Annotated in this window: 13 protein-coding genes; 6 read left to right on the forward strand and 7 right to left on the reverse strand. The window is 65.9% G+C overall.

The genetic code is table 11. The features are described from left to right. Positions 1-85: 85 nt before the first annotated feature. The gene (locus IVA75_RS31930; protein ID WP_247287971.1) at positions 86-859 is read left to right on the forward strand and encodes a DUF2147 domain-containing protein; all 774 of its coding nucleotides are present in this window, start codon (positions 86-88) and stop codon (positions 857-859) included. A 271-nt stretch (positions 860-1130) separates the two neighbouring features. Next, positions 1131-2594 carry a FecR domain-containing protein gene (locus IVA75_RS31935; protein ID WP_027570671.1) on the forward strand — a complete coding sequence of 488 codons (1464 nt, stop codon included), beginning with the start codon at positions 1131-1133 and terminating at the stop codon, positions 2592-2594. A 156-nt stretch (positions 2595-2750) separates the two neighbouring features. On the opposite strand, the gene IVA75_RS31940 is transcribed toward IVA75_RS31935, so the two are convergent. Both IVA75_RS31940 and asd read right to left on the reverse strand, forming a co-directional pair. Continuing rightward, complete coding sequence (locus tag IVA75_RS31940) at positions 2751-3317, reverse strand: NUDIX hydrolase (RefSeq protein ID WP_247287970.1); 567 nt, start codon at positions 3315-3317, stop codon at positions 2751-2753. A 67-nt stretch (positions 3318-3384) separates the two neighbouring features. Continuing rightward, positions 3385-4248 carry an archaetidylserine decarboxylase gene (gene asd / locus IVA75_RS31945; protein ID WP_247287968.1) on the reverse strand — a complete coding sequence of 288 codons (864 nt, stop codon included), beginning with the start codon at positions 4246-4248 and terminating at the stop codon, positions 3385-3387. Between the two features lie 35 nt (positions 4249-4283). Here asd and IVA75_RS31950 point away from each other — a divergent pair, with 35 nt between their 5' ends. Beyond that, positions 4284-5948: an aminotransferase class III-fold pyridoxal phosphate-dependent enzyme gene (locus IVA75_RS31950; RefSeq protein ID WP_247287966.1), complete on the forward strand. Its 1665-nt coding sequence runs from the start codon at positions 4284-4286 to the stop codon at positions 5946-5948. 146 nt (positions 5949-6094) lie between these two features. Here IVA75_RS31950 and IVA75_RS31955 read toward each other — a convergent pair whose 3' ends face one another. The 3 genes from IVA75_RS31955 to IVA75_RS31965 form a co-directional block, all read right to left on the reverse strand. Then, positions 6095-6754, reverse strand: coding sequence for a hypothetical protein (locus tag IVA75_RS31955; RefSeq protein WP_247287964.1), 660 nt, complete (start codon positions 6752-6754; stop codon positions 6095-6097). 119 nt (positions 6755-6873) lie between these two features. After that, positions 6874-7563 carry a methyltransferase domain-containing protein gene (locus IVA75_RS31960; RefSeq protein ID WP_247287963.1) on the reverse strand — a complete coding sequence of 230 codons (690 nt, stop codon included), beginning with the start codon at positions 7561-7563 and terminating at the stop codon, positions 6874-6876. Between the two features lie 35 nt (positions 7564-7598). Further along, positions 7599-8651, reverse strand: coding sequence for a glycosyltransferase family 1 protein (locus IVA75_RS31965; protein WP_247287962.1), 1053 nt, complete (start codon positions 8649-8651; stop codon positions 7599-7601). 274 nt (positions 8652-8925) lie between these two features. On the opposite strand from IVA75_RS31965, the gene IVA75_RS31970 reads away from it, so the two are divergent. Beyond that, entirely contained in the window at positions 8926-9633 is a 708-nt protein-coding gene (locus IVA75_RS31970) for a L,D-transpeptidase (protein ID WP_247287961.1), read from the forward strand. Positions 9634-9746: 113 nt separating this feature from the next. Further along, entirely contained in the window at positions 9747-10157 is a 411-nt protein-coding gene (locus IVA75_RS31975) for a c-type cytochrome (RefSeq protein ID WP_247287960.1), read from the forward strand. Positions 10158-10168: 11 nt separating this feature from the next. Here IVA75_RS31975 and IVA75_RS31980 read toward each other — a convergent pair whose 3' ends face one another. Together IVA75_RS31980 and IVA75_RS31985 are read right to left on the reverse strand one after the other, a co-directional pair. Next, positions 10169-10426 (reverse strand): hypothetical protein, encoded by a 258-nt coding sequence (locus tag IVA75_RS31980; protein ID WP_247287959.1) that lies wholly within the window; start codon positions 10424-10426, stop codon positions 10169-10171. Beyond that, positions 10419-11213 carry a DUF899 domain-containing protein gene (locus IVA75_RS31985; protein WP_247287958.1) on the reverse strand — a complete coding sequence of 265 codons (795 nt, stop codon included), beginning with the start codon at positions 11211-11213 and terminating at the stop codon, positions 10419-10421. Before IVA75_RS31985 ends, IVA75_RS31980 begins: the two co-directional genes overlap by 8 nt. A gap of 147 nt (positions 11214-11360) precedes the next feature. On the opposite strand from IVA75_RS31985, the gene IVA75_RS31990 reads away from it, so the two are divergent. Then, entirely contained in the window at positions 11361-12581 is a 1221-nt protein-coding gene (locus IVA75_RS31990) for a helix-turn-helix domain-containing protein (protein ID WP_247287957.1), read from the forward strand. The last annotated feature ends 19 nt before the right edge of the window (positions 12582-12600 follow it).

The following is a 12600-nucleotide window of genomic DNA, read 5'->3' on the forward strand; positions in this document are numbered from 1 at the left end:
GACCAGCCCGGCGTAGGGTCGAACCACGCTTCATCCACCCGCGACTTCAGTCCCATCGAGACCCACACATTCTTCGGAGGTTGTCATGAACAAGCTCACCATCGCCGCCACCGCTCTCTTCCTCGCGTCCACGGCCGCCGCGCATGCCGGCAATGCGATCTCGTTCCAGATCGAAGGCCAGAACATCCGCATCGAGACGCCGCGCAACTGCGCCTCGCTCAATTGCGTGACCATCGTGGCGCCGGGCCTGTCGGACAAGCCGATCAAGCTGAACAACATCAACCTCAAGGGCCTTGGCTCCAGCTCCAAGGACGACGACGTCGACACCACGCCGGCTCCGGCCACGACCGCGCAGCCGGCGCCGGCTCCGGTGCAGCAGCCCGTGCAGCAGGCCCCGGTGCAGGCGACCGCGCCGGCAGCGCCCGCTATCGCGGCACCGAGCACGACGGTTGCCGCTGCTCCGTCCACCGGCTACGACGCCACGACGCAGACCGCGCCCGCTGCTGCGCCCGCGGCCGTCGCGGTTGCTCCGGCCCCCGCTCCGGCTCCGGTCGCCGCCGCGCCTGTTGCGGTTGCCAACACGCCGATCGGCGTCTGGGCCACCGAAGAGAACAAGGGCAATGTCCGCGTCGAACAGTGCGGCGTCAATCTCTGCGGCTACGCCGCGAAGACCAATGAGCGCATCCTGATCAACATGAAGCCCGACGGCGCGAAGTGGAGCGGGCGCATCCACGATCCCGACTCCGGCCGCAATTACGACTCGACGATCGCGATGAAGGGCCCGAATGCAATGCGTGTGCAGGGCTGCGCCTTCGGCGGCATGTTCTGCGGCGGCCAGACCTGGAAGCGCGTGAGCTGACGCCGCAGATGTCGTCTCCAACACATGCACATTCTTCGTCATGCCCGGGCTTGTCCCGGGCATCCACGCTCTTAGTCCCGCGCTTAAAGGCGTGGATGGCCGGGACAAGCCCGGCCATGACGGTGGAGAGGCTTGGCCACAAGCTAACGTCGCGTACCATTTGAACGTTCGCCGCCCCCGTGCGATAGACATTCATCCGCCGTTCAGCTGTACGCGGCTGATATCGGTCGATCTCGCCTCGCGTTTCTCACCGGGACTCTTCGTGACATTTATCGTAGCCTGGCGCCGCTTCATGTTCGCGCTTGCGCTGCTGGCGTTGCCGCCGGCCGGGGCGAGCGTTGCGTTCGCATCCGATGCGATCGAGCTTGCGCAGGCGCAGCCAGAAGCGCAGCCGTCGCCCGCCCCCTCGCCGACGCCATCGGCTTCACCCGCTCCCCCGACCGACGCGCAGCCCGCCGCCGTCGAGCCGATCGGCAACGTCGCGACGGTGACGGGCATCGCGACCGTGATCCGCGACAAAAATTCCTATCCGCTGCGCGTGCGCGACGACATCTTTCTCAACGACGTCGTGCAGACTTCGTCGAACTCATCGCTCGGCATCACCTTCAACGACGCGACCACGTTCAACCTCTCGGCCAGCGCAAAAATCACCATCGACACTTACGTCTATGAGGACGGCGGCAAGCAGAACGCAGGCATCTTCGACATCGGCAAGGGCACGGTCGCCTTCGTCGCGGCGGCGGTGGCAAAGACCGGCAACATGAAGATCACGACGCCGACGGCGACGCTGGGCATCCGCGGCACCACGGGCGTCGTCGACGTGCCGGAAGGCGCGGCCGCGAACAAGACCAACAACGTCAACATCAAGCTCTATCCCGACGCCGACGGCCGGGTCGGACACATCGACGTCGACGACCGCACGAGCGGGACGCGGCTCGGCGCGCTGACGCAAGGCGCGAGCGGTTTTGCGATCCGGCCGGGCGCAGCCGCGGCCGGCGTCATGCGCTTTGCCGCGGTGCCGATCACGATCGCACCACAGCAGATCGCGCGCGACCGCGGCTTCGTCAGCCAGGTGCATCTGGCGCAGACCACGGGCCGGCAGATCGTCACCGAGCAGCGCGACTTCCGCCGCGCCAATCCGACCGCGAGCCCGCGCATTCCGCGGCCGTTCCAGCCGCCGCAACAGCAACAATTGCGGCCAAACACGGCGCCAGGACAACAGCCGCAACAGCCCCAGCGGCCGAACGGTCAGCCCGGTCAGAACAACCGTCCGGGGCAGCAACAGCCAGGCACGCCAGGCGGTCAAGGCAGCCAGCCGCCGCAGCGGCAGGGCCAAGCGCCGGGCCAAGGCGGCGCCGTGCAGCCCGGTACGCCGCGCGTGGGTCAGGGTCAGCAGCAACAAGGCCAGAAGCAAGGCGCGGGACGTCCGGCAGGCCTACCGCGCGCCGGTCAAGGCACGCAGCCTGACGGCAGGCCACAAAACCAGCCGCAGCGCGGTGGACAGATTCCGACGCAGCCCGGCGGAGTCGCGCCGCAGCAGCCGGCCGGAACGCAGCAGCAGCCCCACGTGCAGCCGCAACTTCCGCGCACCGGCATGCAGCCGGGGCAGCCGCCCGCCGCTCAACCTCCGGGCATGCAGCGCCCGGGCGGATTCCAGCAGCGCCTCCCCGCCGCGCAACGTCCCGTAGCGCCGCGAAGGCCAGCGCCAGTTCCGAAGGAGAAGGAGCGGCGATGACTTTCTTCCTTCTCCCCTTGTGGGAGAAGGTGGCGCGAAGCGCCGGATGAGGGGTTCTCACCGCGAATCCATTGCGACAGCTTCGCGCGTGGAGAGACACCCCTCGCCCCTTGTGGGAGAGGGTGCACCGTCAACGCGGGGCGAGGTGAAGAAAACTCACGCCTCACCGCGCAGCCAGGCCTTCACCTTCTGCAACAGACCGTGCCGCAACTCGCCGACCGAAGCCGCTTCGGCTGGCGTCAGCGTCTGCAAGGCTGCATCGACATCCTCGGTCGCGAGCGGCGATCTGACGTCGGCATCCCCCGGCGCAAGCCCAGCGGCCGCGAGCGCGATCGGGCCAACCTGGGTCAGGAACACGCGCTCGTCCTCGCGCGACAGGCGCCCGAGCGCGTCTTCCAGCGTCAGCCAGTCGACGGCCTTGATGTCGTTCATCAGCTTGCGGACCGGACCGTCCCCGGCCTCCATGCGCCAAAAATGCACGACCTTTGAACGTCCGCCCGACTGGTAGACGAGTGTGCCCAAAAATTCGTGGATGGTGACGTCGTGACCGGTCTCTTCCAGCACTTCGCGATGCGCGGCTTCTCTCGGCGTTTCGCCGTCGTCGAGCTTGCCCCTGGGCAAGACCCATTCGTTGCGCTTGCGCTGGCGCACGACGGCAATCAGCGGCGGCGCACCTCGCCGCAGCACAATACCACCCGCCGCCATGACCGGCGCCCGTGCCATCACCCAATCCGTCGTCGCAGAAACGTCCCCACGAACGATATAGGCAGCCGACGCGGCAGATTGAAGGCTAGTTTTTCCTCAGCAGCGCTTGACCTGCGCGAATACGCGTGCCTTCGGCGATGCCGTCGCAGAAGGTGAAATCGCCGGGCGCGAGGATGATGATGGTCGAGCCATGCTCGAACCAGCCGAGCTCCTCGCCTTTGCTCACGTTGACGTCGCAGGGGAAATTGACCGGCCCCGTGGTCTGCGCATTCAGCACCATGTCGAGGAAGTGCAGACGGATACTTGCGACCAGGATCGCGGCGACCGGTACCAGCGTCACGGCTTCGCCCGTCGGCAAACGCGTGCGGATCACCGCGCGCTCGTTCTTGCAAAACAGACGCTCGACCCGCTTCAGCGCGATCGGGTTGACGTTCCAGACATCGCCATGGATCAGCGTGACGCGTTCGATATGCGCGTCAAAGGGCGCGTGGAAGCGGTGATACATGCTCGAGGTCAGCCGCAGCGTGACGAAGGAGCCGTTGCGGTGCTGGTCGACCAGCACGGAGTCTCCGAGCAAATCGAGCAGCGAGTACGGCGCGCCCTTGACCTGGAACAGCTCGGTGTCGGCGATCCGGCCATGGGCGCCGACGATGCCGTCGGACGGACTGGCGACAATGGAGGGGTCCGGATCAAAGGGCCGCAAGCCGGGCTTGAGCTCCCGGGTGAAGCAGTCGTGCAGACTCCTGAAATGGGTCTTGCGCGCCTCCGACAGATCGAGGTCGGAGAACAGCTTCCACAGCGCGATGGAGCCGTCCCGCACCAGCGGATTCTCGATCTTGGAGAACCAGCCCATGAAGCGGGTCAGCGCGGCGCGGGGGATGCGGTTGGTCAACAGGAAGTTGAGGTCTTCCTGCTGGGTGAAAGAGGCGATGAGGGCTTTGACTGTCATGAATCTGTCAGCTCGCAGTATTAGCGCTTGTTGTCATGGAAACGACACTCCCGATTCTTTCTTTGTCCGTGGCCGCCGCAGCGTCCGCTGCCGCCGCCTTCCCGAAAATCAAGGCGCGGCTCGAATTGTCCCGCGCCAAGCACCGCTCGCTCGCGGGACATTCCAAGATGTCCCGCCGGGTGGCGAGGCTGCTCCCGTTCTACGAATTCGAAGGCGATGCGTATTTCGCCTGCGACGGCGCGCCGGCGAACGTCGCAACGCAGCGCAAGGACGGCTTCTTCCGTCTCGCGTGTCTCTACGCCGAGCGCTACCCCAAGGGCCGCGCGATGACGAGGGAGGCGGCGGAGAAGATCTCCGACCTGCACTTCACCGAGAGCTACCGCGTGCCGTTCCAGTTCTCGCGCCTCGTTCGCGAGCATCTGGGCACCTCGACCTTCGTGGAGTCGTCGCGCGGCGTCACGGTCACGGATGTCGACGGCAACACCTCCTACGACCTCACGGGGTCCTACGGCGTCAACATCTTCGGCAACGACTTCTACAAGGAATGCATCGAGGGCTCCGAGAAGCGCGCGCACGCGCTCGGACCGGTGCTCGGCCCCTACCATCCCGTCATCCTCGAGAACGTGGCGCGGCTGTGCCAGATCTCGGGCCTCGACGAAGTCTCCTTCCATATGTCCGGCACCGAAGCCGTGATGCAGGCGGTGCGGCTCGCGCGCTACCACACCAGGCGCACCCATCTCGTCCGCTTCGCCGGCGCCTATCACGGCTGGTGGGGCGACGTGCAGCCCGGAGTCGGCAATCCGATTCCCGCGCACGAGACCTACACCCTCGCCGAGATGTCGGAGAAGACGCTGCACGTGCTGCGGACGCGCAAGGACATCGCCTGCGTGCTGGTCAACCCGCTGCAGGGGCTGCATCCGAATGGCAACGCGCCCGGCGACTCCTCGCTGGTTGATTCCTCCCGCGGCGGCAATTTCGATCGCGCGGCTTATACGGAATGGCTCAAGAAGCTGCGCGAGGTCTGCGACCAACGCGGCATCGTGCTGATCTTCGACGAGGTCTTCGTCGGCTTCCGCCTCGCCGCAGGCGGCGCCCAGGAATACTTTGGCATCAAGGCCGACATGGTGACCTACGGCAAGAGCCTCGCCGGCGGCCTGCCGGTCGGCGTGGTCTGCGGCCGACGCGAGCTGATGCGCCGCTTCCGCGACGATCGCCCCGCCGACGTTTGCTTCGCCCGCGGCACCTTCAACTCGCACCCCTACGTCATGACGGCGATGGACGAATTTCTGAGCCGGCTCGCCAGCCCGAACTTCCGCGCCGTCTATGACGGGTTGGACGAGACCTGGAACGAGCGCGCGCAAAAGCTCAACCGGATGATGGAGGGCGCGGACCTGCCGGTGCGGTTCGCCAACTTCTCCTCGATCTGGACGGTGAAATACACCACGCCATCCCGCTACAACTGGATGCTGCAGTATTACCTGCGCGCCGAAGGCCTGTCCCTGAGCTGGGTCGGCACCGGCCGGCTGATCTTCAGCCTGAACTACACCGATGCCGATTTCACCGAGGTCGCCGAGCGTTTCGTCCGCGCGGCCGAGAAGATGAAGGCCGACGGCTTCTGGTGGCACGATGGCGTCTTCACCAACAAGGCTATCAAGCGGCAGATCCTGAAAGAGATGCTGGCCAGGCGTTTCGCGCGCTGAGGCCAAGTCCGCCAATGCCGTCATTGCCGAGCCCGTCCCGGCCATCCACGCGCTTCCGCGCGAAAGCCGCAAGACGTGGATGCCCGGGACGAGCCCGGGCATGACGCAACCGCCAGACATCGGAAGCCTTGGTGAGATCGCGGCGCTCAGGCGTGCCGCTCTTCAAGCGTGGGCTCGCCGATCAGGCCCAGCGTGTGCTCGGGGTTGAGGTGCAGGCCGGGGTCCATCAGCTCGCCGCGCATCAGCGCCAGCGGCGCGTTGCGGTAGAGCATCAAATCGTGGAAGGGATCGGTCAGGATCTTCGTCATCCAGACGAGGCCGGTCTCGACGTCGCGAATGAAGAACAAGTGCACCGTGCGGAACATCAGACCGCCGCCGCCGACGACGAGCCAGACCTTGGCGACCTGCCGCATGAAATCGGTCGCGCCCGCCCAGGGCGTGAACAGTCCGAACAGCGTGGGATCGACCAGCAGCACCAGCGGCGACACCGCCCAGATCGACATCAGCACCACCTTGCGCCGAAGATTGTAGCCGACCTTGATCTCTTCCTTGTGCTCGTGCGTCGCCTGGTTGATCTGGTCGTAGCCGTGCGGCTCGAAGAAGAAGTGACCCGCCTGGCGCGAGGTCATCGAGACCAGCCAGCCGACTAGCGCCGAGATCATGGGATCGATGAACAGCCAGACATAGGCGAACAGGAAGCTCAGCGCGCTCACGAAATGCAGGCTCTGATTGATGCGGCTGTGGTGATAGTAGCGATGGTCGTCCCAGCGCTGGATCCGCAGCTGCTCGAGATAGTTCTTGATCATGCTCTCCCCCAAATGCTTTCGGGTTCAGGATTTACAGAGATTCGATGTAGGCCGTGTGACATCATCATTTTGTCATGTGACGATGTGCAGCGACGCGGTGACGCACGCGTGAGCTTGGGTTACGCCGCTTTGGCGACGTCGATCTTGCGGAAGCGCACCAGCGAGAAGTGACCGAGCGGCGGAATCAGGCGGCGCTCGGCGAGCTCGATGCCGTCGGCGCCGGCGAGCCATTTGGCATAACGCGACCAGGCGAACTCGGCGGTGCGGAAGCCGAGCGGACGCACCACCGGCTGCAACTTCTGCTCGATGAAGCGGCGCATGCCGGTATCGGCGCTGACGCGGGTGAGGATGATCAACTCGCCGCCCGGACGCAGGACGCGGGCGAATTCGTCCAGCGCGACTTCCGGATTCGGCACGGCGGTGACGACGTATTGCGCCATCACGACGTCGAAGGAATTGTCGGGGAATTCGAGCTTCTCGGCATCCATCACCGCGAGGCCCTCGACGTGCTCTAGGCCGCCCTCGGCGACGCGCTGGCGCGCCTTGTCGAGCATCGCCTCCGAGATGTCGGTGCCGAAGATGCGCAGATGCGGCGCGTAGAGCGGCAGCGAGATGCCGGTGCCGACGCCGACCTCGAGCACCCGGCCGCCGATTTTGTTGGTGGCCGCGATCGCGGCCTGCCGGCCTTTGGCGAACACGCCTCCGAACACGAGGTCGTAGACCGGTGCCCAACGATCATAAGCCTGCTCGACCGTGCCACGGGTGAGGTCGAGCTGCTGGGTGCCGTCAAGGTTCATGATCTTAGCCATCGATGATGTTCTCGCTGTGGTTCAAGCGTTTGAGATCAACCGCGCACCGCACGCCGCGCCATGCGGGGCGAAGCGCGCAGGACGCGACTGGGCTGAAGTGAAGTGAGGTTGCCGACGAATTGGCGCGCGCTGTTTTCCCAGGAGCGCTCCAGCGCGAAATTGCGGCAAGTCTGGCGCGACATGGTGAGTGCGCGCAGACACGCGGCGCGCAGATCATGGTCGATCGCGCCGATCGGATGATCGGCGATGACGTCCTTGGGACCCGTCACCGGAAACGCCGCAACCGGCGTGCCGCAGGCGAGCGCTTCGAGCTGAACCACGCCGAACGTGTCGGTCAGGCTCGGAAATACGAACACGTCGGCGGCGGCGAGATGCGCGGTCAGATCGGCGCCCTTCTTCTCGCCGAGGAAGACCACATCGGGATATTTCTTTTCGAGCGCAGCCTTCTGCGGCCCGTCGCCGACGACGACCCTGGTGCCGGGCAGGTCGAGCGAGAGGAACGCCTCGAGGTTCTTCTCCACCGCCACGCGGCCCATTGTCATGAAGATCGGCCCAGGCAGATCGAGCCTGGCCGGAGACTCAGGATGGAACAGTTCGGTGTTGACGCCGCGGGTCCAGAAGCCGAGCCGCTTGAAGCCGCGCTCGGAGAGCTCCTGCCGCAGCGAGGGCGTCGCCACCATCGTCATCGCGGCGGCATCGTGGAAGTGGCGCAGCACGGCGTAGCCGACGCTCGCGGGGATGCCGGTTCGCACCGAGACATATTCGGGAAACCGCGTGGTGTAGGAGGTGGTGAAGGCGAGCCGGTTGCGGCGGCAATAAGCCCGCGCCGCCCAGCCGATCGGCCCTTCGGTCGCGATGTGCAGCGCCTCGGGCGCCGCCTTCTCGATCCGCCGTGCAATCTCCTTGCCGCTCGGCAGCGCAACGCGCAGCCCCGGATAGGTCGGCAACGGCCATGACCGAAAGCCGTCCGGCGTGAGGAAGTCGATCTCGACATCCAATGCCTTGGCCGCGCCAGCCAGCGAGGTCAGCGTCCGGACCACACCGTTGACCTGCGGATGCCAGGCGTCAGTCGCGATTAATACCCGCATGGGGAAATTCCGAGATTTTTATGATTCTCGGCTTAGGACCATCAACCACGGATATTTCAGGCGTGTGACGTCATGGAAGTGTCGGCCCGCTGTTTTGTTCGTTAACGGGTCCGCTCAGCCACGAAACCGTCATGAAACAATCCTTTCCGCCATGAAACCGTTTTCGGTTTTCCGCGCAAACGTCCCGAAACTTCTTGTCGTTAGTGATCTAGGCAACAGAGCACCGAAACGGTGCCGGGGCGACCAAGAAACACGGCGCAAACAGGGGCGACCAATGATCAATCTGGAGACGTTGAAGACTTATTCGCGCGCCGTTGCGTTTGGTGCAGTGGCTGTGACCGCGATCGCGTTCGCCGGCCCGGTGAAGGCCGCGCCGGTGCAGCTCTTCCCGTTCTTCCAGCCGCTGCCGCCGATCGCGGCGCCGCAGCCGTATCAGCCTTATCAAGCCACGCCCTATCAGGCCGCGCCGTCCGAAGATCAGGACGCCGTCGAAACGCCGGCCCGCTTCCGTCGCCAGTCCGTCTCCTACGCGACGCGCGAGGCGCCCGGCACCATCATCATCGATACACCCAACACCTACCTCTATCTCGTGCTCGGTAACGGCCAGGCGATGCGCTACGGCATCGGCGTCGGCCGCGACGGCTTCACCTGGTCCGGTACCCAGTCGGTGACCAAGAAGGCCGAGTGGCCGGATTGGACCCCGCCGCCGGAAATGATCGCCCGCCAGCCCTATCTGCCGCGCCATATGGCCGGCGGCCCCGGCAACCCGCTCGGCGCCCGCGCCATGTATCTCGGCGGCACCATCTACCGCATCCACGGCACCAACGCGCCCGACACCATTGGCAAGCACGTCTCCTCCGGCTGCATCCGCCTGACCAATGACGACGTCGCGGACCTCTACTCCCGCGTCAACGTCGGCACCAAGGTGATCGTGCTGCCGATGACGGAACGCCGCGCGGATCTCGGCGCCGCGACGCGGTAAGCGACAGGACATTGTGACGCAAACGGCCCCGGAACCCACCGGGGCCGTCTTCGTTTGCCCTCGGCATCCCGATGCGCGCGCGTGCTGCGGCGCGATCCCCGATGGAGGCGCGAATGCAATCACGTCCGCAATCGCCGCAAGGCACTTGGCTCCGCGCGATCGCCGGCGCAGTGGCACTGCTGTTGACCGCGCCCGCCTCGCTCGCACAGCAGCCTGGGAGTGCCGACGCAGCCCAGCAGGCCTTCAACAATTCCTGCCGCACCTGCCACTCGGTGAAGGAGGGCGACAATCGTCTGGGCCCCAACCTCAATAAGATCGTTGGACGCAAGGCCGGCTCGCTGCCGAACTACAACTATTCCTCGTCGATGAAGGAAGCCGGCTTCGTCTGGGACCAGGACAAACTGACCCGCTTCATGGTCAAGCCGGACGAAGTCGTATCCGGCAACAAGATGCAGCCCTATGGCGGCGTCTCGGCGGAGGAAGCGGCGAAGGTCGTTGCCTATTTGCAGGCGGCTTCGCGGTAGAGCTACCGACTTCACCGCTCTGCAATCAGCCTCAGCCACGCCGCCGAATGAAACGCGCTCATCAAAAGATACATCGGCACCATCCCTCCGAGCATCGCCCCATGTCCGGAGCCGCACAGCATGTCGGCCGGACCATCGAGCATGGCCGTCAGCACGGCCATGATCGCGAAGGTCGGGGTCGCCACCAGCCCCAGCCATCTGGCGAGGTGGCGCGCGGCCACCACGCCGTTGCGGCTCGCGCCGACAGTTGCGCTGACGGGACTAGTCACGTCCTTCCGCGGCCTCCTCGCGAAAAGCCTTCTCGCCGGCGGTCGAGATCTCGACCCATTTCTTGTCGGGTGCCGCACCTTCGGTGTAGCTGTCGTGCCAGTTCCACCATTTGTAGGTGGGCGTTTGCGGATAGCCCTTCGGCGAATCCTCCCAGACCTCCTGCCGTCCCAGCGGCGTGATGTCGAGGTAATTCCAGGTGCCGCCCATCTGCTCGTCGCCGCGGCTCTTGACGAAGTAGGTGCGGAAGATGCGGTCGCCATCGCGGAAGAACACGTTGGTCCCGTGCCATTCGTCGACGCCGAAATCGGCATCGAAACTGTCGGTGACGGTGACCCATGGCATGGTCCAGCCCATCCGCTGCTTCAGCCTGATGATATCGGCCTGCGGTGCGCGCGAGGCGAACACCAGCGTGGTGTCGCGGGCATTCAGATGCGCGACATGGGCGACCTGGTCGGCCACCATGGAGCAGCCGCGGCAGGCATGATCCGGCCAGCCGAACACGCCCGGCTCGAAGAAGGCGCGGTAGACGATCAGCTGCCGCCGGCCCTGGAACAGGTCGTGCAGACTGACCTTGCCGCCGGGCCCCTCGAAAGCATAGGTTTTCGTCACTTCCATCCACGGCATGCGCCGGCGCTCGGCGGCCAGGGCGTCGCGGGCACGGGTATGCGCCTTTTCCTTCACGAGCAGTTGCTGACGGGCGGCCTCCCAGTCCTGCGGCGACACCACCGGCGGTGTTTGCATGGCGGCCTGTCCTTGGTTTCCTGCGTTGTCAGCTGATGTCATCATGGCTCTCCAACTTTTCCCGGGCGGCCGTTCCGTATCTCGCGATGCGAGATCCGGAACCGCTCGTCCCTCGCCGCACATTGTCGGCCGTCAACGATCTCTCGCACCGGACGGTTGCGTGGTGGGAGTAACAAGTGTGGCGGGATTTGAATGGAGTCGCTGATCACGGCGGCGGCCCGCGCGCTCCAAGCCGGCGATCCGCTGGGCGCGCTGAACCGCGTCGCACTGCGCAACGATGCACCTTCGCTGGCGCTGCGCGGTATCGCGATGGCGCAGCTCGGCGATCTCGCAAAGGCAAAGACATTGCTGCGCAGCGCCGCACGCGCCTTCGGCCCGAGAGAGGCGGTGGCGCGGGCCAGGTGCGTGGTGGCGGAGGCCGAGATCGCACTCGTCTCGCGCGACCTGAATTGGCCGGCCAACACGCTCGCGGCCGCGCGAGCGACGCTCGCAAGCCACGGTGACCTCGCCAACGCCGCCCATGCGGGTCACATCGAGGCGCGCCGACTTCTCCTTCTCGGGCGCCTCGATGACGCCGAACGCACGCTGGCCGATATCAACTCCACGCCGTCGTCCCCGGCTTCGCAGGTCGCCCGTGAGCTCGTGATCGCCGGCATCGCCATCAGGCGGCTCCGAACCAAAGACGCGCGCGCGGCGCTCGGGCGCGCGGCGAGCGCAGCACGGCAGGCCGGCATTCCAGCGCTTGCAGCCGAGGTCGAAAGCGCGAGCCACGTGCTCGACACGCCCGCAGCGCGCCTGATCACGCGCGGGCACGAACGGCAGTTGCTGCTCAACGAGGTCGAGGACCTCGCGACATCGGAGGCGCTCGTGGTGGACACGTTCCATCACGCGGTTCGCAGACGAGGCATCCTCGTGCCGCTCGGAAGGCGGCCGGTGCTGTTCGCGCTCGCCCGCATCCTGGCGCAGGCCTGGCCCGCCGATGTCTCGCGCGAAGCGTTGATCACGGGAGCGTTTCAGGCAAGGCACGTCGATGAATCGCATCGCGCCCGCCTGCGTGTCGAAATCGGGCGGCTCCGCACCAAGCTCAAGCCCCTCGCCGATGTCAGCGCGACCAGCCAAGGTTTTGCGCTGACGCCGCACAACACGTGGCAGGTTCTCGTCCTCGCACGGCCCGTCGAGGAGAAGCACGCCAATGTGCTCGCCTTCCTTTCCGACGGCGAGCCCTGGTCGAGCTCGGCGCTCGCGCTGACGCTGGGAACGAGCGCGCGCACCGTGCAACGCGCTCTCGAAGAGCTGGCGCGATCGAACAAGGTGCAGTCCTTCGGCCACGGACGGGCGCGGCGCTGGATGACGCCGCCCGTCCCGGGTTTCCCGACAGGCTTGTTACTCCCCGGACCGCTCCTGAAGACGTAAGGTGGGATTCACGCCACAG

This window comes from Bradyrhizobium sp. 134 (assembly GCF_023074155.1).
GTDB lineage: Bacteria > Pseudomonadota > Alphaproteobacteria > Rhizobiales > Xanthobacteraceae > Bradyrhizobium.